Raw genomic sequence first — 20755 nt, forward strand, 5'->3', positions numbered from 1 at the left:
GCGGCGAAAGTTTTCGGGGGATGGTCGAGGTCACATGCGGAACAGGCCGAACTTCGTGTCTTCGATGGGCGCATTGCGCGTGGCCGAAAGGCCCAGCGCCAGCACGCGGCGCGTGTCGGCCGGGTCGATCACGCCGTCGTCCCACAGGCGCGCGGTGGCGTAGTAGGGGTGGCCCTGGCTCTCGTACTGCTGGCGGATGGGGGCCTTGAAGGCCTCTTCCTCCTCGGCGCTCCACTGGCCGCCCTTGCCCTCGATGCCGTCGCGCTTGACGGTGGCCAACACGCTCGCGGCCTGGTCGCCGCCCATGACGGAGATGCGCGCGTTGGGCCACATCCACAGGAAGCGCGGCGAATACGCCCGCCCGCACATGCCGTAGTTGCCCGCGCCAAAACTGCCGCCGATGACGATGGTGAATTTGGGCACGGCGGCGGTGGCCACGGCGGTGACCATCTTGGCGCCGTTGCGCGCGATGCCCTCGTTCTCGTACTTGCGGCCCACCATGAAGCCGGTGATGTTCTGCAGGAACACCAGCGGGATCTTGCGCTGGCAGCACAGCTCGATGAAGTGCGCGCCCTTCAGCGCGGACTCGCTGAACAGGATGCCGTTGTTGGCGATGATGCCCACGGGCATGCCCTCGATGCGCGCGAAGCCCGTGACCAGCGTGGTGCCGTAGCGCGCCTTGAACTCGTCGAACTCGCTGCCGTCGACGATGCGGGCGATGATCTCGCGCACGTCGAAGGGCTTGCGCGTGTCCACCGGAATCACGCCGTACAGCTCATCCGCTATGAATTTAGGAGCAACAGAGGCATGCAATTCCCCGGCATGGGCCTTGTTTCTATTCAAATTGCGCACCGCGTTGCGGGCCAGCTGCAGCGCGTGCAGGTCGTTTTGCGCCAAGTGGTCGGCCACGCCGGACAGGCGCGTGTGCACATCGCCGCCGCCCAGGTCCTCGGCCGTCACGACCTCGCCCGTGGCCGCCTTCACCAGCGGCGGGCCGCCCAGGAAGATGGTGCCCTGGTTCTTGACGATGATGGATTCGTCGCTCATGGCCGGCACGTAGGCGCCCCCGGCGGTGCACGAGCCCATCACCACGGCGATCTGCGCGATGCCCTGCGCGCTCATGTGCGCCTGGTTGTAGAAGATGCGGCCGAAGTGGTCGCGGTCGGGAAACACCTCGTCCTGGTTGGGCAGGTTGGCGCCGCCGGAGTCCACCAGGTAGATGCACGGCAGGTGGTTCTGCGCGGCCACCTCCTGCGCGCGCAGGTGCTTCTTCACCGTCATGGGGTAGTAGGTGCCGCCCTTCACCGTGGCGTCGTTGCACACCACCATGCAGTCCACGCCGCTCACGCGGCCGATGCCGGCGATCAGCCCGGCGCCGGGCGCGTCGTTGTTGTACATGTTGAGCGCGGCCAGGGGTGCCAGTTCGAGGAACGGCGTGCCGGGGTCCAACAGCATCTGCACGCGTTCGCGCGGCAGCAGCTTGCCGCGGGCCGTGTGCTTGGCGCGGGCGGCTTCGCCGCCGCCCTGGGCCACCTGGGCAGTGCGGGCGCGCAGGTCATCGACCAGGGCGCGCATGGCGGCGGCATTGGCCAGGAAATCGGCCGAGCGGGCATTGAGTTGGGATTCGAGGATCATGCGGTGGTGCTTTCCTGCAGGCCGAGCTGTTCTTTCATGGCGTCGCGGATCTTGAATTTCTGGATCTTGCCGGTCACCGTCATCGGGAACTCGGCGACGAATCGGATGTAGCGCGGCACCTTGTAGTGCGCGATCTGCCCCTTGCAGAACGCGCGGATGTCGTCCTCGTTGGGCGCGGCCGTGCCGGGCTTGGGAATGATCCAGGCGCACAGCTCTTCGCCGTACCGGGCATCGGGCACACCCACCACCTGCACGTCCTGCACCTGCGGGTGGCGGTAGAGAAACTCCTCGATCTCGCGCGGATACACGTTCTCGCCGCCGCGGATCACCATGTCCTTGATGCGGCCGACGATGTTCACATAGCCCTCGGCGTCCATGGTGGCCAGGTCGCCGGTGTGCATCCAGCCGGCGTCGTCGATGGCCTCGCGGGTCTTGGCCGGGTCGTCCCAGTAGCCGTGCATGACCGAGTAGCCGCGCGTGCACAGCTCGCCGCGCTCGCCCACGGGCACCACGGCGCCGGATTCGGGGTCGATGATCTGGATCTCCAGGTGCGGCTGCACCTGGCCCACGGTGGACACGCGCTTGTCCAGCGGCGTCTCGGTGCTGCTCTGGCAGCTGACCGGGCTGGTTTCGGTCATGCCGTAGGCGATGGTGATCTCCGACAGGTGCATGTCGCTCACCACGCGCTTCATCACCTCGATGGGGCACGGCGATCCGGCCATGATGCCGGTGCGCAGCGTGGACAGGTCGAACTCGGCGAAGCGCGGGTGGTCCAGCTCGGCGATGAACATCGTGGGCACGCCGTGCAGGCCGGTGCAGCGCTCGGCCTGCACCGTCTCCAGCACCTTGAGCGGATCGAAGCCGTCGCTCGGGTACACGATGGCCGCTCCGTGCGTGAGACAGGCCAGGTTGCCCAGCACCATGCCGAAGCAGTGGTACAGCGGCACGGGAATGCACAGCCGGTCCTCAGGGGTGAGCCGCATGCACTCGCCGATGAAGAACCCGTTGTTCAGGATGTTGCGGTGCGTGAGCGTGGCGCCCTTCGGAAAGCCCGTGGTGCCGCTCGTGAACTGGATGTTGATGGGGTCGTTGGCGTCCAGCGTGGTGGCCACGGCATCGATGCGCGCATCCTGCGCGTCGCCGCGCGCCATCAGCTCGGAAAACCGCAGCAGGCCGGGCGAGTCGTCGCCGCCCGCCGCGTCCCCCGGCGCGCCGTCGATCCACACCACCGTGCGCAGCTGCGGCAGCCGGTCGGACTGCAGTGCGCCAGGCGTGCCGGCGGCCCACTGCGGCGCCAGTTCGCGCAGCATGCCCAGGTAGTCGCTGGTCTTGAAGCGCGCCATGGTCACCAGCGCCTTGCAACCGACCTTGTTGAGCGCGTATTCCACCTCCGACGTGCGGTAGGCGGGGTTGATGTTGACCAGCACCAGGCCCACTTGCGCGGTGGCCAGCTGCATGAGCACCCATTCGGCGTTGTTGTGCGACCAGATGCCCACCCGGTCGCCCGGGTTCAGGTCCAGCCCCAGCAGCGCGCTGGCCAGGCGGCGCACCTCGGTGTGCAGCTGGCCATAGGTGTAGCGCAGGCCCTGGTGCACGCTCACCAGCGCCTCGCGGTCCGGCTGGCGCTGCGCCATGTCGCTGAAGAAGGCGCCGATCGTCTGCTCGATCAGGGGCACCGCCGTGCTGCCGCGTGCAAAGGCGGAAGTCAACGGGGCGGTGGGGCTCACTGGGTCCATGGCAATGTCTCCTCGTGTGGCACGCCCCCGGCCCGGCCGGGAACGGCGATGGGCCGCAGCATACGCTCGCCCGGGCCCGGACCGCATGACAGATGGGGTCACAAAGGTTGCAATATGCGCCACGCAAGGCAAACTCCCCCCATGCCCGAAGCCGCCACCGCCCTGCCACGCCCCGCCCCCCACGCGCCCACTGCCGCCACGCCCATGGCCTTCGTGCGGGCCATCGTGCAGGCCTACACCCAGCGCGGCATGGACGCCTCGGCCGTGCTGCGGCAGGCACAAATCACGCCATCGGACATCGCGCATCCGCACGGGCGCATCACGGCGCTGCAGATGGAGCAGCTCTCCGACGGCGCCATGCGCGAACTGGACGACGAGGCCCTGGGCTGGTTCGGCCGGCGCCTGCCCTGGGGCAGCTACGGCATGCTGGCGCGGGCCTCGATCAGCGCGCCGCACCTGGGCCTGGCCCTGCAGCGCTGGTGCCGCCACCACGGCCTGCTGACCGACGACATCGCCCTGCACCTGACCAGCGACGGCGCCACCGCCACGCTGGCGATCACCGAACACCGCGAACTGGGCACGCTGCGCGAGTTCTGCCTGGTCTCGATGCTGCGCAACGCGCTGGGGCTGGCCTGCTGGCTCATCGATTCGCGCCTGCCGCTGCAGGGCGCGGATTTTCCCTTCGCGCCGCCGCCGCACCAGGCGGCCTATCCGCTGCTGTTCGCCGGCCCCATCGCCTTCCGCGCGTCGCATGCCGCGCTGCGCTTCGATGCGCGCTATCTGGCAATGCCGCTGCAGCGCGACGAGAACGCGCTGCGCACCATGCTGCAGCGCGCGCTGCCCCTGACCGTGCGCCAGTACCGGCGCGACCGCCTGCTGGTGCAGCGCGTGCGGCAGGCGCTGGCGGCAGACACCGGCACGCTGCAGGGCGCGGACGCGCTGGCCGAGCGGCTGCACCTGTCGCCGCGCACGCTGCACCGCCAGCTCAAGGAAGAAGGCGCGTCGCTGCAGGCGCTGAAAGACGAGGTGCGCCAGCACCGCGCCATCGAATGGCTGCACCGCACCGACCGGCCGATCAAGCAGGTGGCGCAGGCCGCGGGTTTCCTCAACGAAAAGAGCTTCATCCGCGCGTTTCGGGGCTGGACGGGGCAGTCCCCCGCCGCGTTCCGCCGCGCCGCCCGGCTCACAGGCGGGGGTTGATCCGGCCAGGGCCTGCGACCTATGCCTTGCCGGCGGCAACCTCGTCCGCAATGGGGCGCACAAACAGCTTGGCATAGCTGCGCAAGGTGCCCGATTGCGACAGGTCGTCGGTGATGAACGCCCGGTACTTGGCGCTCAATGCATCGCCCGACGCGCCGCTGCCGTGGTTGACCTGATCGAGAAAATCCTGCCGCATCTGCTGCAGTTGCACGTGCGACATGCCGCGGTCCTTCAGCGCCTGGAACGCCGCCTCCCGCTTCATCCCGGCGAGGGCGATGGGCTTGGCTCCTGGGGCAGCGGGTACCGCCGCCGGCGCTTGCTGCACCTTGGCGGAGGGCTTCGGCGCCTCCTGCCGCCCGGCGCCCGCATTCGGCCGGGGACCGTTGTCTGGCTTGGGGCCGGCATCCGCCTTGGCACCTCCGGCCTCCGCTTTCGGCGGAGGCGGCAAAGCCGTCAGAAAATCCACCACACCGGCGGTGTCGTTCAATAGCAACTGCTTCAGTTCCGGCTCGGTGAAGTTCTCGCGCAGCCGCTGCCAGTTCTCGACACGGACCTCGGGGCCCTTGCCCTGGGCATGCCCGCCCAGGATCGCCACGAGATCCTTCAGCCTCGGCGGGTCCATGCGGTCGATCTCATGCAACTGGAACACGGCCAGCACCTGGGCCGCAGGCGATTTGGGCAGCGCCGGCGCCGTCAGGAACTTCATCACGTCGGCGGTCTTCTTCAACAGCAACTGCTGCAGCTCAGGCCCTTTGAACTGGCTGCGCAGCAGCTTCCAGTTCCGGGCCAGCAGCGCGGGGTCCACGCCCAGAGTGCGCCCGCCCAGGAGCTTCGTGAACTGCTTGACCTGCATCGGGGTCATGCGGTCGACTTCGTGCAGCGGGATGCTGGACAGCACCTGCGCGACCGTCGGCTTCACTGGAACGATCGGTGGCGCGCCCGGCCGCCGGGCATGGGCGCTGGCGTGTCCCGCGAACTTCTGCGGAGCAGGCCCCCGTCGGTCGGTGGCAGTGGCGCTGTCGGCCGGGTGGCCCGCCGCCCTGCGCTGCGGCATGGGCCCCGCGCCCACGCCGGGCTTGGAGCGGCCCTGCCGTGCAGGCTCCCGGTACTCCGGAACGGCGTTGGCCCCGCGTTCGGAGGCGCTGTTGAAACGGGAGAAAGGGTTCTTGGGAAATTGAATCGACATGGGCGGCTCCTGAGGGAGGGCAGCAAGCGGTGCCGCGCACCACGTCCCATCCCACCGCTTCGGATCGTGGGAGCAAAAGCCCCGGACCTGCCGCGGCGGAGCGAACCCATGCCCCGTGCTGCGAAGGCGCGTCGGCATGGCCGCCCCGGTCACCCGCCCCGACGGCACCGGCAGCCCGTGGCCACCGTGCCGCCGCCTCTCCGTCAACCCAGCAGTTCGGGCAATTCGGCCATGTGGAGCATCACGTGCACCGCCCCGGCGGCGCGCAGCGCCTGGGCCGACCCATGTCCCAAGGGCGCCGGGCTGTAGCCGACCACCGTGGCGCCCGCCGCCACGCCGGCCTGCACGCCCGTGACCGAGTCCTCCACCACCAGGCAGCGGGCCGGGGCCACGCCCAGCGCGGCGGCCGCGGCCAGGTACACATCGGGCGCGGGCTTGGTGCGGGGCATTTCGTGGCCGCTGAAGACGCGGCCCTGGAAGAACGGCGTCAGGCCCACCTTGGCCAGTTGCAGCTCCACTTTGAAGCGGTCGGCGCCCGACGCGCAGGCGATGCGCCCACCGAGCCGCGCATGCACGGCCCGCACGGCATCGGGGGCGCCGGGGATGGGGCCCAGCTCGGCCTGCAGCGCGGCATTGCGGCGCGCGTAGAAGTCGGCCATCCAGGCGTCGGTCAGCGGCTGGCCGGTTTCGGCCTCGATGCGCGCCGCCTCGCTGCGCACGGCCTTGCCCAGGAAGATGGCCAGGCATTCCTCGGGCGTGAGCGACCAGCCCGAGGCTTCGAGCCGGTCGCGCAGCACGCGGTGGGTGATGGGTTCGCTGTCCACGAGCACGCCGTCGCAGTCGAACAGCACGGCGTCGTAGGAAGAGGGCAAGACGGATGGGGGCATGGCAGGGTCGGGGCGGGAGCGCGCAGGATCGGCGCGAGGGACAGGCAGCACAGGCACTGCGTGCGATGCATCCGGCGGCGCCGAAGCCGGCGCCGCTGGAAACCAGCCCCGGAATCTACCGCATGCCTGCGGCGGCCCGGACGCTGCCGGCCTTTACGGGTAGGTGATGCCCGCCAAGGGGTTGCGCATCGCGACCGCGCCGCCGACCGAGACCGAGAACCGCGCACTCTGGCTGGTGCCGACATCGGTGACGCCCACGTCGCTGTAATAGAACAGGCCCTGGGCCGCCCGCGCATTGAACTGGGACTGCAGTTGCGCCAGGCTCTGCGCACCGCTCGACGGCTCCACGCTGTAGCGGATGGCACCGCTCTGGGCCGCGCTCTTTTCGAAGATGCTCGCGCTCGCGCCCGCCTGCAGCAAGAAGTCGCCGATCCACAGGCGGCCTTGCCCGCCCTGCTCGTCCAGCCGCTGCCGCAATGCATCGCCGTAGGTGGCTGGGGACGACGGCAAGCCGTCCAGGCCCACGTAGGCATAGGTATTGGCCGACGAATCCTTCAGGTACAGGTTGAAGGATTCACCGCCTGCCACCATCGGCCCCACCAGGCGAAAGCCGCGCGCGCCCTGCGCGTTCAGCTGGGCCACGAAGCCGTCGCGCGACAGCGCGGACGACATGGGCTGCCGTTCATAGGTGTAAGTCAGGGACTTGGAGGTGTCCTTCACGAAGAGACCGCGGATGCCCGATGCCGAGCCGAACGACAAAGGCGCCTTGTACGCGAAGCCGCCCGCGCCCTGCTGGTTGAGCAGCGCCAGCAGCGCGTCCGCCGTGGCGGGCTGCGCGATGGCCGCGTACTGCAGGCGCGAGCCGGCATGGGCCGTGTCCTGCAGGTAGAAGTCGCCCGATGCCTGCGCACTGCCACCGGCATCGGCCACGAAGGTGGACACGAACGCGTAGCCCTGGGCGCCCTGGGCATTCATGGCCGCCAGGGCGGCATCCATCGACGTGGCCGCGCTTTCCTGGCGGTATTGGCCGGTCACACTGGCGGGGGCCGGAGCGGGCGACGGCGACGGCGCCGGGGTGGGCGTGGTCGGCTCGGGCGAGGGGGCGGGTGCGGGCGTTCCCGGGGCGGTCGGCGCCGTGGGATCGCCACTGCCGTCGCTTCCGCCGCAGGCGGCCAGCAGGGAGACGATCAAGGCCGCAGCCGTTCGGCGGGTCAGGTCCGCAGTGTTCATGTTTTGTTTCCTGAAAAGGGGTTGAACAGGTGCCCTCCCGGAAGGGAGAACACCCACGATCGCAGCGGACGCGCGTGGTCCGGCCACAAAGGCGCCGGCACGCCCCTGCGTCGGGGTGACTGGCATCAAAGCAACGAACGCGGACGATATCCGCCCGGTTCGGTACAAGGAGCGGGTGATTTTCAGTACATTGCACCCCATGCCCTCCCCCCTTTCGGGGGGTATTTGTTACGCGGTGCACCGGTTCCGAGGGCGGGCAGCCTGCACCGGCACGGAAGTTTCCTTGAGCTTTTCTGAATCCCTGCGCCCTGGCGGCGACCACTACGGGCTGGTCGTGGACGACCACCCTCTCGTCGCGCACGGCATGGCCGCGTTCCTGCGGTTACACAAGAAACTGGACGATGCGGTGAGCGCGGGCAGCCCGCCCGAGGCCCTGCGCACCATCGCCCAACGCGGCGCCCCCGCCATCGCGCTGGTGGATTTCTGGCTGGCCGACGGGGCCACCGACCTGTTCGTGCGCGACGTGCTGGCGCTCGCGCCGTCCACCCGCGTGCTCATGGTGAGCGGCGACAGCCATCCGGCCATCGTGCTCAAGGTGCGGGCCAGCGGCGCCCATGGCTTCGTTCACAAACAGGAGGCGCCCGAGGCGTTCGCCGCCGCGGTAAGCGCGGTGCTGGACGGCGGCACCTGGTTCGACGCCGCGCCGGACAGCCCCCCGGCCGTGGCCGACACGCCGCTGGCGCGCGAGGTGCCGCTGGCTCCGTCCGACCTGGGGCTGACCCCGCGCCAGGGCGAGATCCTCGCCCTGCTGCTGCAGGGCCTGCCCAACAAGCCCATCGCCGCCGCGCTGAACGTGTCCGAGCACACCATCAAGGAGCATGTGACGGCCATCCTGCACAAGCTGCAGGCGCGCAACCGGGTCGAAGCCATCGCCAAGCTGCGCGGCGTGCGGCTGGAAGTGCCGCCAGCGCACTATCCGCGCTGAGCCCCCGACCGAGCCGCCCGCCCGGTCACACCGGGTCCGTGCGCGCCAGCCAGCGCGACAGCACCGCGTGCAGCGCCTGCGGCGCCAGCGGCTTGCGGAACACGAGGTAGCCGTCATCCTCGGCCTGCACCAGCGCCGGGGCGTCGTGCTCGCCGCTCACCATCGCGCCGTGCGCATGGCCGCAGCGCGCCAGCAGCGCCTGCAGCACGGCCAGGCCGCTCTCGCCCGCGCCCAGCCGGTGGTCGCACAGCACGGCATCGGGCACGAAGCCGCCGTCCACCCGGGCCATGGCCTGCGCCCCGGTGGCCGCCCATTGAACCTGCAACCCCCACGACTGCAGCAGTTGGGACAGCGACGTGGCGATCTGCGGGTCGTCCTCCACCAGCAGGCAACGCCCCTGCAGCGAGGCCATGCGTTCGGCCCAGGGCGCCGCCGGCTGCAGCAAAGGCTCGGCCGGCAGCGGACCGTCGGGCTGCGCGGCCGGCAACTCCAGCCAGAAGCACGAGCCCCGGCCCGGCGTGGATTCGAACCCGTGCCCGGCGCCGATCAGCCCCGCCGAGCGGGCCACCACCGACAGCCCCAGGCCGTGCCCTTCGGCCTGCTGCACCTGGGCCTGATCGCTGCGGTAGAACGGCGCATAGATGCGGTGGCGGTCCTTGGGGGCCACGCCCGCACCGGTGTCCCACACCTCGATGCGCCAGCGGCCGCCCCGCCCCCGCGCCCCCAGCAGCACCCCGCCCGAGGCCGTATAGCGCAGCGCGTTCTGCGCCAGGTTGAACACCATCTGGCGCAGCAGCGCCGGGTCGCCGCGCACCGCCGCCTCGCGCTGGCGCGGCAGGCGCAGGCGCAGGTGCAGGCCGCGCAGCTCGGCGTCCGGCGCGAACACGGTGGCAACGTCGTCGAACAGGGCGCGCAGGGACACGGTCTCCTCGCGCACCGTGAAGGTGCCCGCCTCGATGCGCGACAAATCCAGGAGCGCGTTGAACATGAAGTTCAGCGACCGCACGCAGCTCTGGACGTCCTGCAGCACGGCGTTCAGGCGAACGTCGCCGTTGCGCTGCAGGGCCGTTTCCAGCAGCAGGCCCATGGCGTGCAGCGGCTGGCGCAGGTCGTGGCTGGCGGTGGCGATGAACCGGTTCTTCTCCTCCAGCGCGCGTTCGGCGGCCTCCTTGGCGGCGCGGTACTGCTCGGCCAGTTGCGCGCGCTGGCGCTCCATCTCCACCTGCTGCACCACGAAGCGGCGCGATCCCCAGGCATGGCGGCACAGCACGGCGCCGTACAGCAGCATCAGCGGCAGCAGGTAGTGCCAGCGCTGCGGGAAGTACCAGTAGATCGCCAGCGTGGGCGGCAGGTAGCTGGCCGAGAAATAGCGCCAGAAGATGACCGGCACCGGGGCGAGGAACGTCGTGGCCGACGCGATGACCGCGCACAGCACCATGTACAGGAAGAGCCGGAATTCGAGCGGGGCCGCGGACATCGTGAGAAAGACGGGCAGCGTCCACATCAGCCCCGTCCCCAGGGACAGCCACTGGAAGATGCGCTCCCATTTGGGCACGGCCACCGCATCGGGCAGCGCGGCGTCGCGCTGCAGGCCGCGGCGCAGGCGCAGCAGCCCCAGGGCCACGACCCCGAAGAGCACCCACCAGGCGATCAACGGACCGGGCGGCGCAAAGCGGCTGTAGAACCCCACCAGCACGCCGGGGATGACCACCGCGGCGATCTCCGAGGAGCCGCGCGAGGCCAGCGACTGCAGCAGCCGGCGGCGCACGGCCAGGTCCAGCGCCTGCCCGTCGGCCCCCTCGATCCCGCCGGCCCGGGATGCCAGCGGGCCCAGCACGTCGGGGAATGCGGGCACGGATGCGGAAGCGGGCGTCACCGCGCCGCCGGAGCGATCGGGCATGCGGCAGCGCCTAGCGGAGGTCGCCGTCCACGTAGAACCAGCGCCCCTCCTGCCGCACGAAGCGGCTCAGTTCATGCAGGCGGTGGGCACGGCCGCCGGGCATGCGCTGGCGGGCGACGAACTCGACCTCGGCGCGCTCGCCATCGAGGCGGCGGTGCGCACGCACTTGCAGGCCCAGCCAACGCACGCCCGGATCGAACGCCACCTGCGCGGGCCGGTGCGCGGCCTCCCAGGTGGCCAGCAGGTAGGGCGCCTGCTCGCGCACGAAGGCGGTGTAGCGCGAGCGCATGAGGCTTTCCGCATCGGGTGCGGGGGTGGTGTCGAAGTGGTCGATGTAGCGGCCGCAGCACTTGGCGTAGGGCAAGGGTCGGTGCTGCGGCGAGGGGCCGGAGGAACGGCCGCAGGGGCACGCGGCCAGGCCCTCGGGCGGGGCGGGCGGTCGTGGGGTGGCCAGGCTCACCGGCTGGGATTGCGTCATCTCAACACCCCGAACACCTTGCGCAGGATGGCGCTGCCCGAGCCGACCGGGTCCTGGCGGATCTTCTTTTCCTCCTCGCCGATCATGAGGTACAGGCCGTCCAGGGTCTTGCCCGTGACGTACTGCGACAGGTTGGCATCTTCCTGCCGGATCAGGCCGAACCCCGCAGCCTTGCTGGCGAAGGCGTTGTACTGCTGCATGAGCCCCACCTGCTCGATGGCGCGGTTCACCACGGGCAGGAAGCGCTCGCCCAGTGGCGCCCGGGTCCTGCGCGCGAAGAACTCGGTCACCGAGGTTTCGCCACCGGCCAGGATGCCCTTGGCATCGGTCACGGTCATCGTCTGCACCGCGCCCACCAGCAGGTCGCGGCCCATGGGCACGGCCTGCTCGGCCGCGCGGTTCATGGAGGTCACCAGTTCGTCGATGCGCCGGCCCTGGCCGAAGCGGCGCATCAGCTCCGCGGCTTTTTCCAGGCGCCCCGGCAGCGCGATGCGCACCTGCGGGTTGCCCAGAAAGCCGTCGGGCCGCCCGAGCAGGGACACGGCGGCCTGCGCGCCCTGCGCCAGCGCGGCTTTCACGCCGCTGGCGGCATCGGCGCCGGACAGGTCGCCCAGCGACAACGCCAGCGCTTGGCCGCGGGCGGCCAGCAGCCCCAGGGCCAGGGCCCCGGCGCCTGCGCGGTGGTGGAAGGTGCGACGCTGCATGGCGGTCCTTTGATGCAAAAACGGAAAGCAAGAAAGCGGCCCGGCTCGGGCCCAAGGGGCGCATTCTTGCAGATGGCACACTGCACCCCGCCCATGTCGGGCGCAACTGGAGAATGGCCATGTTGGCAATGAGCGTGCCGTGGTGGGAATTCATCGTTCGCGGGGTGATCGTGTACCTCTTCCTGCTGGTCTTCCTGCGCCTGACCGGCAAGCGCCAGACCGGGCAGACCGCGCCGTTCGACCTGGTGCTGCTGCTGGTCCTGTCGAACGCGGTGCAGAACTCGATGAACGCGGGCGACAACTCCCTGGTGGGCGGGCTCATCTCGGCCCTGACCCTCATCGCCTGCCATGTGCTGCTGGCCCAGCTGACCTTCCACTTCCCGCGGCTGGCGCACCTGGTGGACGGCAAGCCGGGGGTGCTGGTGCAGGGCGGCCAGGTGAACACCGCACTCATGCGCAAGGAACTGATCTCCACCGAGGACCTCGCCGCCGCGCTGCGCGCCGGGGGCAGCCTGCACCTGCACGAGGTGGAGCGGGCCACCATCGAGACCAACGGCCAGATCACCGTGGTGCTGCGCCAGCGGGGCACGGGATCATGACAAAATAGGCCTCCAGCACAATATCCTCTAGGGCGTGTAGCTATAAATTCAATAGCATTGTCCTGCCCAGGTCATGGCTGGCTCCCTCGTCTCCCACCACCCCACACACCCTGGACCCCACCGGAACACCCTCATGAATCTTCTGCTCCTGAGCAACTCCAGCAGCGACGCAGGCTATCTCACCCATGCGCTGGACTGGGTCCGCGACTGGGCCGCGCTGCCCTCCGGCCCCGGCGGCTCGGACGCCGGCGAGGCACTCTTCATTCCGTTCGCCGGCGTCACGCGCGGCTGGGACGACTACGAGGCGCTGGTGGCGCAGGCCCTGCGGCCGCTGGGCCTGAACGTGCGGTCGGTGCACCACGCGGCCGATCCGCTGGCCGCCGTGCAGGGTGCGCGCCGCATCGTGGTGGGCGGCGGCAACACCTTCGCGCTGCTCGGCCACCTGCGCCGCCAGGGCCTGCTGCCCGCGATCGCCGCCCGGGTGCGCGCCGGCGATGCGTCGTACCTGGGGTGGAGCGCGGGCTCCAACATCGCCTGCCCCACCATCCGCACCACCAACGACATGCCCATCACCGATCCCGGCGGGCTGGACGCGATGGGCCTGGTGCAGTGGCAGATCAACGCGCACTACACCGAGGCCCAACCACCCGGCCACCGCGGCGAGACGCGGCAGGAGCGGCTGCAGGAGTTCTGCGCGCTCAACCCCGGCACCCCGGTCCTGGGCCTGCCCGAAGGCACGGGCGTGCGGGTGCTGGGCGATGCGCGCACGCTGCTGGGGGACGTGCCCGCGCGGCTGTTCCATGGCGCGGCCACGCCCCGGCTGCTGAATGCGGGGCCGTTGCCCGCCGACCTCTGAACCAGGGGCGGCGTTTAGCATCGGGCGCCAAACCGGTGCGCCAGGTGGAGGGTTAGAAGACCTGGTGCGTGGTGCGCTCGCGGCCGATGTAGCTGTTTTGCGCAGTGAAGCGCGCCTGCATCGCCGGATCAGCCCATTGGGCGGGCTCGATGACCAGGCCCTGACTTCTCAGCTGATCGACGTGAAGCCTGAGGCCCTGCAGGCGAGAAACCGTGGCATCGACCTCGTCGTCGCTCAGTTGGTTGTCCAGCATGGCGTGCAGTTCATCGTCCTCCAGAGCATCGATCATGGCCGCCATCGCGGTATCGATCACGGGGGGCAGCGCCGTGCCGTGGAACGGCAGCCGACGGAGCGGCCGGATATCGGACGGACTGAGCAGGTCCTTGCCGAAGCACTGATCGTTGTCGATGCCCGTGACCTTGACGTCCCCGTTCGGTCCGACGTCGATGAAGTAGTTGTTGTCATGGCGATCGACCTGGCCCGTCAGGTGGTCCAGCAACTGCAGCTTGGTGACCTCCGCGAAGACCGCCGGATTTTTGAACCAGTCGGCATCGGCGTTGCGCGCCTGCTTGCCGGGTGCGCGCTCCATGAGCAGGCCGAGATCGGGGTCCAATGGGCCCCGTCCGGTGTCAATCAGTGCCAACCGGGTGTCCGCGATCACATCGAGGCCGAGCTTCTTCGCGCAGGACAGGGTCGCGATGTTGCGGATTGCCACTTGCGGATCGTCCATGGGGATGCCGGACCACTTGCCCACCCAGCCCTCTTCCGTTGCCTTCAGCGGCTTGAAAACACTGTCTTGCGCAACGCCATCGGCGTTCTCGACCTTGAGCGCGAAGACGGAAGCGAAGCTGCCCGACGTGAGAGGCGTGGGCTTTTCCAGCACCTTGGTGTTCGTGTAGGCCAGCTGGGTGTCGGGCGTGATCTTCAGATTCAGCTGCCGGTAGAGATGATCGGCCGGGTCTGCCAATTGGCCCAGGACTTCCAGCAGCAATTCACGGTCTTCCTTCAACGCGTTCTGGCCCAAAGAGCCATCCTCGACCGCCATGCGCATCCTGTCCACCGCAACGCGGGCATCGAGCTGACCGACCCTGGCCACCGCCATCGCATCGCCACGCACCAGGGCCACGAACGCCGCTCTGCGCTGGCCCTCCATGGGTTTTTGGCGATCCGTTCAGGCGCGCGCGCCATTTTTCGGCCATCGTGGTCGGGTTTTTTCGGCCCGCTCGCTCCTTCAGCCGCTTCATCGCTCCGCCGCCATGGGGCAAGGCCGAATGCAAGAGCTGGTTGCGTTCGGGTTTCTCTTGCAGGCGTGCCTGCTCGAACAGCGCACCCAATGTGGAACGGGGCACGGGGCGGGTGGCTGGCTCTGGCTGGATCTCGCTGCTGGAATGCCTCGAATGGAGGGCGGGCGAGGACGGCGCCGTGACAAAAGGCGTCAGGGAAGGCGACGCCGCGCCGGGCGGGTCAGCGGCTGCAGGCGGTTTTTCAGCCGGGGCCTTGGGCAACGCAGTGCGCCAAGGCGAAAGCTGCCCGGCCAGCCCCGAGGGCCGCGCAGGCGCGCCGCTCACCAACCCGGCAGGCCCCTGCAGCGCACCGCGGGGAGGCGAAGCGGGTGTGGAGGGCACGGCGTCGAGGTCGACGCGCGGCGCACCGGGGCTGGAACCCCGGGTGATACGGAACGGGCTTTCTGGCAAGGCGACTCTCTCTGCCACCCCAAATCACAGGATGGCACCAGGCAGTGTGCGGGTGAGCAGGCGCTGAAGGCCGGCGGGTGGCGAAGCGCCAGACCTGCCGCCGAAGAAGGCGACGCTGAGGGACTAAGCCCTCTGCCCTTGCGGATTCGCGCCATCCACCAACGCGCGGCCAGCGATCACGCCCTCCAGCTCCTGAAGCACGGCCGCTCTCATGCCGCCGGCCGGGTTCCACGGCGTCTCGGCCGCGTTCTGCCCTGCGGCCACCCAGCGCCAACCCGCGTGATCAAAACGGCTCGCCGCCACATGCAGCCGCATGCCCGGCGGTATCTTGCCAGCCGATTCGGCACGTTTCAGTTGCGATAGCAAGGCAGCGGCCCAGTCGAACATTTCCGTGATCTGCGCGCGGGCGGGCTCGGGCTCCAGATACGCCCCGCCCCAGGGGAGCTTGATGAAGAGTGCGATGCCCTTTTGGACGAGGTAGAAGTGCACCGCCCAACTGTTGGTGCCGTGGCCGTCGAAGCCCACCACGGCGTAATCCGCCACATCGGGCTGTGTTTCGACTTCATTCAGGAAGTAATGGAAATCGTAGGGCGAGGAGCCCACGGGGCGGGTGGCAAACCATGCCCGCCCCTGGGCCTGCAATGCACCCGCCAGCGCTGCCGGCACGGGAGGAAATGGCAGCTCCTCGCTGACAAACAACGCCGGGGCCGTGCCGGGCAAAGCGGTACCGACGGCCGGTTCTCTTGCGGGAGCATTCATCAAACATCTTCCTTCATGATCGTTGCGGCGGTGGTCTCGTGGGGAGGGGTAGAAGTCACACTACTCTTTGGCCCATGGCAGCTCACGCCCCAGGTAGCTGTTCACTGGAGTCAGGAGCTCCTGCACCGCCTTATCCCACCAGCCATCGGGATTGATGACGAGCCCGTCAACCTTCAACTGAGCGATGTACTCCTTGAGGCCTTGGTGGCGCTGGACGGCGGCCTGGATTTCTTCCCCATCCAGCTTGTCTTCCAGCATCTCCCGGATATCGCCTTCCGTGAGCGCCTTGATGGCGCGCTCCATGTCCGTATCCACCACGGGGGGCAGCGCCGTGCCATTGAATGCCCAGCGCTGGGAATTGCCATCGATTTTCTGGATGTCCTGCGGCTTCGTCAGGTTCTTGCCGAAGCACTGATCGTTGTCGATTCCCGTGACCTTGGCCTGGTCGTTCGCATCGATGTGGATGAAGTAGTTGCTGCCGTGGCGATCGCCCTGTCCGGTCAAGTGGTCCAGCAACTGGAGCTTGACCACGCCCGCAGTCACATCACCCCGCCTCAGAACGCTGGCCTTGGTGTAGTCCGCCTCGTCACCCGGGGCCAAGTCCATGACCATGCCGAGAAGCGGTTTGAAGGGATCTCCCCCGTTGCTGATCAGCGCCATGCGGGTGTCGGTGATCACGTCGAAGCCGAGCTTTTTCGCGTAGGCAACGGTGGCCAGGTTGCGCATGGCGGTCTGCGGGTTCTCCTTCGGGATGCCTGAGCGCAGGGCAACGAAGCTCGTGTCCTTCAATTCCAGCGGCTTGAAAGCAGCGGTGATGGGTACACCCTCCGGGCCCATGAGCTTGATTCCGTAGGTGGTGCTCATCTTGCCTTCGCCGATCTTCTTGAGCGGCTCCAGCACCTGGGCATCGGTGAACGCGGGTAACGTGGCATCCGTTATCTTCAGGTTGAACTCTCGGTAAAGAGGCGCCATGGACAGGCCGTCCAGCACCTCGTTCAACAAGGCCCGGTCTTTCTCCAGGATGCCCTGCCCGACAATCCCTTCCGCCAAAGCCTCATGCATCTTGTCGGCGGCCTGCACCGCAGTGCTCCCGCCTTGGGTGGCCAACGCCAGCAGGTCAGCACGCACCAGCGCTTCGAACGCCTTCTTGCGCTCGCCCTCCATCCGTTTGGGGCTTCCGGTGCGAATCGCATGCCATCTCTCGGCCATCGTTCCCGGGTGCTTTCGAGATGCACGGTCCTTCAGCCGCTTCATCGCCGCGCCCCCATCGGGCAGCGCCGAGTGCACCCATTGCGCCAGTTCGGCACGTTGGCTTTGCCGGGCCTGCTCGGCTTTCTCGGTCTGCTCGGCCCGGTCCTGCCGGCGCGCCTGATCCAGCAAAGCGCCCAGTTTCGGACGCGGCTTGTGCCTCTGGAACAATTCGCCCAGTGTCAGGGACTCCCGCGGCGCAGGAGCCGTGTCGGCAGGCTGGATCTCGCTTTGCGGGACATTCGACGGCCGGAGCGCCACGGGCGGCAAGCGGCTGCGCAAGGGGGATAACTGTTCGGAGGAGGACGGGGGGCGTTTCGGCGCTCCGCGAAGTCCCTCCGGGCCTTCCAGCGAAGCGGACGGCGTTTTTGCGGGAGGAGACGGCGCAACCTCATCGAAGCCACGCCTTGCAAGGGGTGCGGAACTCCGAGCGATGCGAGAAGAGGGATCCGGCAGCATGACGTTCTTTCTGCCGCCCATACGCGCCGGCACCAGTCAGTGTGTCTGCTGGGAGCCTTGCACCCGTGCAATCTCGCGAAGTGTCAGCCCGGCAGGCGAATGCACCGGTCGCGGAACCCGGACCGTCCTGCCCCGCCCATCCGGGCCTCAGGCCAGCGCGCGCTGGATGATGATCTTCTGCACGTCGCTCGTGCCTTCGTAGATCTGGCACACGCGCACGTCACGGTAGATGCGCTCCACGGGGAAGTCGTTCACCACGCCGTAGCCGCCCAGCGTCTGGATCGCCGCGCTGCAGACGTGCTCGGCCATTTCGCTGGCGAAGAGCTTGGCCATGGCGGCCTCTTTCAAGCACGGCCGGCCGGCATCGCGCAGCGCCGCCGCGTGCCAGATGAGCTGGCGCGCCGCCTCGATCTGCGTGGCGCAATCGGCCAGCCGAAATCCCACCGCCTGGTGGTTGAAGATGGGCGTGCCGAAGCTCTCGCGCTCCTTCGAATACGCCAGCGCGGCCTCGAAGGCGCTGCGTGCCATGCCCACGCTCTGCGCGGCGATGCCGATGCGCCCGCCCTCCAGCGCGCCGAGCGCGATCTTGTAGCCCTCGCCCTCCGCACCGATCAGGTTCTCGGCCGGCACGCGGCATTGGTCGAACTGGATCTGTGCCGTGTCGCTGCTGTGCTGGCCGAGCTTGTCCTCCAGCCGCGCGACGGTGTAGCCCGGCGAGTCGGTGGGCACCAGGAAGGCGCTCATGCCCTTCTTGCCCGCGCCCTTGTCGGTGACCGCGATGACGATGGCCACGTGGCCGTTCTTGCCGCTGGTGATGAACTGCTTGACGCCGTTGATGACGTAGCCGTCGCTGTCCTTCACCGCCGTCGTGCGCAGGGCGGAGGCGTCCGAGCCCACGTGCGGCTCGGTCAGGCAGAAGGCGCCCAGCATCCGGCCCTGCGCCAGCGGCGCGAGCCAGGCCTTCTTCTGCGCGGCGTTGCCGTAGCGCATGAGGATGGCGTTCACCGGGCAATTGGTCACGCTGATGGCCGTGCTGGTGCCGCCGTCGCCGGCCGCGATCTCCTCCAGCACCAGGGCGAGCGTCAGGTAGTCGAGCCCCGCGCCGCCGTCTTCCTCGGGCACGCAGATGCCGTAGGCGCCCAGCGCGGCCAGGCCCTGGTGGGCCTCGCGGGGGAAGTGGTGTTCGCGGTCCCATCGGGCGGCGTGCGGCCACAGCTCGCGCTGGGCGAAGTCGCGCACGGCGTCGCGGATCATTTCCTGGTCTTGGTTCAACAGCATGTTTTTGTCTCCGTCGTCGAAAGAAATGGCTCTGAAGAAGCCCTGAAAATTCGTTTGCCGAACCCGGCGCATCCGCCTCGCGGTGCCGGCCAGCGCCTGCTACACCGGCGTGCCGTGCATGCGCAGGCCGCGGCGGCGCGACCAATGCTCCACCACGCGCCGCCCATAGCGCACTCCGGGCTTTTCGATGCAGAACCACGAGAACGCCGCCATGGCCAGCGTCAGCGCGAGCGACACCGCGATGCACACCGCCAGGCTCCAGCCGCGCCTGAGGCTGATTTCCGTCACAGCCTGCTGGATCGGGAAGGCGTAGATGTAGACGCCATAGGACAGGTCCTCGCGCAGCCAGCCGCCTGAGCGGCCACCGCCCACGTGCGCGGCCCAGAAGATGCCGGCCGCCACCAGGGCCCACACGCCGATCTGCACGCTCCACGCCTGCGGCGTGAACCACGCCAAGGCGCCGCCCAGCACGGCCACCGCCAGCAGCCACAGGCCGCTGCGCACGCGGTAGGCCGCGAAGGTGCAGCCGAGCAGGAACGCCACGCCGAACCCGGACACCTCGGCCCAGTGGAACAGGTGGAAGAGCGCCGTGAGCCACCGCGGCCCGGCATCGACCCAGGCGTCCCAGCCGGCCACCCGCGCCCACTGCCAGGACACCGCCATGAGCAGCGCAGCCACGGGATACACCCAGCGCCGCCGCGTCCACCCCGCCACGCCCGCCATCGACAGCAGCAGGTACATCAGCAGCTCGTAGCGGATCGTCCACAGCGAGCCGTTCACCGACCGGGCGAAAGGGTTGCTCTCGAACACGCCCGGCAGCACCTGCATGATGGCCAGCCCCACGGCGTTGTTGAGGAAATGGACCCACGTGCGGGCATCGGACCAGTACTGCGCCGTGGGCAGCTGCGTCATGGCCCAGCCCAGCACGAACACAGCGAACGCGGTCGCCACCACCAGCCCGGGAAAGATCCGCGCCACGCGCTTGGCCCAGAACACGCCGATGTCCGGCTCGCGCTCCCAGCTCTGGCACACGAGGTAACCGCTGATGAAGAAAAAGCAGTACACCGCCAGCGAGCCCAGGCTGTGTCCGGCAAAGGGCACGGGCATGCTCAGGCGGTAGAGGAACTCGCCATGCGACAGCAGCACGGCGATCGCCGCAGCCAGGCGCAGCAGGTTGAAATGGTTCGCGCCATGCGCGGTCGGCGCGATCACCGCCGCCCCGCGCGGAGCGTCCAGCACTGCGGTGCTCACCAGTGCGCGGCCCGGCGGCCGTCGTGGTGCAGCAGCCGGCCCCGGTCGGCCGGGGTAACGCCCGCGAGCACCGCGCGCATGCCGCGCACGCTCGCCTCGGGCGTGAGCGCCGCGCCCTCACCGCCCATGTCGGTCTGTACCCAGCCTGGGTCGAGCGTGATGAGCGTGGCCCCCGGATAGTCGTGCTGCGCCGCGGCCACCGCCATGTTGAGCGCGGCCTTGCTCGTGCGGTACAGCCACGAATCGCTGCCCGGCACGCTGCCGATCAGCGACATGGCGGACGACAGGAACGCCAGGGTGCCGCCCGCCATCGCCACATGGGGCGCGACCTGCGGCAGCGCCTGCATGGCGCCGAGCACGTTGGTGCGCATGACGGCGTCGAAATCCTCGCGCGTGGGTGGGGTGAGCGCCGGGGGGCGGCGGATCACGCCCGCCACGTAGAGCGCCACTTCGAGCTTTTCGCCTTCCAGAAGCCAGGCCAGGCCGCTGACGCTGGCCGGGTCGGCCACATCCACGCGCATCGGCTCGGCCCCCAGGGACTGCACGCGCTCGCGGCCGGCGTCGTCGCGCACGGTGGCGATCACGCGCCAACCGGCCTCACGGTACTGCCGCACGAATTCGAGTCCGATGCCGCGCGATGCGCCGATGACGAGAACGGTCTGGGTCACTG

Annotated in this window: 18 protein-coding genes; 4 read left to right on the top strand and 14 right to left on the bottom strand. The window is 69.2% G+C overall.

Annotated features, from left to right (window positions below; translation table 11 throughout):
* Positions 1 to 30 precede the first annotated feature (30 nt).
* The gene (locus AVTE2539_RS22485) at positions 31 to 1635 is read right to left on the bottom strand and encodes a carboxyl transferase domain-containing protein (RefSeq protein WP_272565326.1); all 1605 of its coding nucleotides are present in this window, start codon (positions 1633 to 1635) and stop codon (positions 31 to 33) included.
* Positions 1632 to 3371: an AMP-binding protein gene (locus AVTE2539_RS22490; RefSeq protein ID WP_284414027.1), complete on the bottom strand. Its 1740-nt coding sequence runs from the start codon at positions 3369 to 3371 to the stop codon at positions 1632 to 1634. Before AVTE2539_RS22490 ends, AVTE2539_RS22485 begins: the two co-directional genes overlap by 4 nt.
* A 141-nt stretch (positions 3372 to 3512) precedes the next feature.
* Here AVTE2539_RS22490 and AVTE2539_RS22495 point away from each other — a divergent pair, with 141 nt between their 5' ends.
* Entirely contained in the window at positions 3513 to 4571 is a 1059-nt protein-coding gene (locus tag AVTE2539_RS22495; RefSeq protein WP_284414030.1) for an AraC family transcriptional regulator, read from the top strand.
* A gap of 19 nt (positions 4572 to 4590) precedes the next feature.
* Here AVTE2539_RS22495 and AVTE2539_RS22500 read toward each other — a convergent pair whose 3' ends face one another.
* The 3 genes from AVTE2539_RS22500 to AVTE2539_RS22510 form a co-directional block, all read right to left on the bottom strand.
* Complete coding sequence (locus AVTE2539_RS22500) at positions 4591 to 5757, bottom strand: hypothetical protein (protein WP_284414032.1); 1167 nt, start codon at positions 5755 to 5757, stop codon at positions 4591 to 4593.
* A 203-nt stretch (positions 5758 to 5960) separates the two neighbouring features.
* The gene (locus AVTE2539_RS22505) at positions 5961 to 6644 is read right to left on the bottom strand and encodes an HAD family hydrolase (RefSeq protein WP_284414034.1); all 684 of its coding nucleotides are present in this window, start codon (positions 6642 to 6644) and stop codon (positions 5961 to 5963) included.
* A gap of 153 nt (positions 6645 to 6797) precedes the next feature.
* A complete protein-coding gene (locus AVTE2539_RS22510) occupies positions 6798 to 7874 on the bottom strand; it encodes a hypothetical protein (RefSeq protein WP_284414036.1) in 1077 nt (358 codons plus the stop codon).
* 283 nt (positions 7875 to 8157) lie between these two features.
* Here AVTE2539_RS22510 and AVTE2539_RS22515 point away from each other — a divergent pair, with 283 nt between their 5' ends.
* The gene (locus AVTE2539_RS22515) at positions 8158 to 8859 is read left to right on the top strand and encodes a LuxR C-terminal-related transcriptional regulator (RefSeq protein WP_284414038.1); all 702 of its coding nucleotides are present in this window, start codon (positions 8158 to 8160) and stop codon (positions 8857 to 8859) included.
* A 25-nt stretch (positions 8860 to 8884) separates the two neighbouring features.
* Here the strand turns inward: AVTE2539_RS22515 and AVTE2539_RS22520 are convergent, their stop codons facing one another.
* From AVTE2539_RS22520 to AVTE2539_RS22530, 3 genes are read right to left on the bottom strand one after another with little or no spacing between them, the layout of a single operon-like run.
* Entirely contained in the window at positions 8885 to 10759 is a 1875-nt protein-coding gene (locus tag AVTE2539_RS22520; RefSeq protein ID WP_284414041.1) for an ATP-binding response regulator, read from the bottom strand.
* A 10-nt stretch (positions 10760 to 10769) separates the two neighbouring features.
* The gene (locus tag AVTE2539_RS22525; protein ID WP_284404678.1) at positions 10770 to 11237 is read right to left on the bottom strand and encodes a YchJ family protein; all 468 of its coding nucleotides are present in this window, start codon (positions 11235 to 11237) and stop codon (positions 10770 to 10772) included.
* A complete protein-coding gene (locus AVTE2539_RS22530) occupies positions 11234 to 11941 on the bottom strand; it encodes a DUF4197 domain-containing protein (RefSeq protein ID WP_284414043.1) in 708 nt (235 codons plus the stop codon). Before AVTE2539_RS22530 ends, AVTE2539_RS22525 begins: the two co-directional genes overlap by 4 nt.
* Before the next feature lie 119 nt (positions 11942 to 12060).
* Here AVTE2539_RS22530 and AVTE2539_RS22535 point away from each other — a divergent pair, with 119 nt between their 5' ends.
* Both AVTE2539_RS22535 and pepE read left to right on the top strand, forming a co-directional pair.
* On the top strand, positions 12061 to 12540 hold the full coding sequence (locus tag AVTE2539_RS22535; RefSeq protein WP_284414045.1) for a DUF421 domain-containing protein: 480 nt from the start codon (positions 12061 to 12063) through the stop codon (positions 12538 to 12540).
* A gap of 133 nt (positions 12541 to 12673) precedes the next feature.
* Entirely contained in the window at positions 12674 to 13396 is a 723-nt protein-coding gene (gene pepE / locus AVTE2539_RS22540; RefSeq protein WP_284414047.1) for a dipeptidase PepE, read from the top strand.
* Positions 13397 to 13448: 52 nt separating this feature from the next.
* Here the strand turns inward: pepE and AVTE2539_RS22545 are convergent, their stop codons facing one another.
* The 6 genes from AVTE2539_RS22545 to AVTE2539_RS22570 form a co-directional block, all read right to left on the bottom strand.
* Positions 13449 to 14549, bottom strand: coding sequence for a HipA domain-containing protein (locus AVTE2539_RS22545; RefSeq protein WP_284414048.1), 1101 nt, complete (start codon positions 14547 to 14549; stop codon positions 13449 to 13451).
* Positions 14550 to 15213: 664 nt separating this feature from the next.
* Positions 15214 to 15849, bottom strand: coding sequence for a hypothetical protein (locus AVTE2539_RS22550; RefSeq protein ID WP_284414050.1), 636 nt, complete (start codon positions 15847 to 15849; stop codon positions 15214 to 15216).
* 60 nt (positions 15850 to 15909) lie between these two features.
* Complete coding sequence (locus tag AVTE2539_RS22555) at positions 15910 to 17379, bottom strand: hypothetical protein (RefSeq protein ID WP_284414052.1); 1470 nt, start codon at positions 17377 to 17379, stop codon at positions 15910 to 15912.
* Positions 17380 to 17703: 324 nt separating this feature from the next.
* On the bottom strand, positions 17704 to 18834 hold the full coding sequence (locus tag AVTE2539_RS22560; protein ID WP_284414054.1) for an acyl-CoA dehydrogenase family protein: 1131 nt from the start codon (positions 18832 to 18834) through the stop codon (positions 17704 to 17706).
* 99 nt (positions 18835 to 18933) lie between these two features.
* On the bottom strand, positions 18934 to 20085 hold the full coding sequence (locus AVTE2539_RS22565) for an acyltransferase family protein (protein ID WP_284414057.1): 1152 nt from the start codon (positions 20083 to 20085) through the stop codon (positions 18934 to 18936).
* Positions 20082 to 20753, bottom strand: a complete 672-nt coding sequence (locus AVTE2539_RS22570) for an SDR family oxidoreductase (RefSeq protein ID WP_284414059.1) — start codon at positions 20751 to 20753, stop codon at positions 20082 to 20084. Before AVTE2539_RS22570 ends, AVTE2539_RS22565 begins: the two co-directional genes overlap by 4 nt.
* Between the last annotated feature and the right edge of the window lie 2 nt (positions 20754 to 20755).

The sequence above is a fragment of the Acidovorax sp. SUPP2539 genome (assembly GCF_030158975.1).
Taxonomy (GTDB): Bacteria; Pseudomonadota; Gammaproteobacteria; order Burkholderiales; family Burkholderiaceae_C; genus Paracidovorax.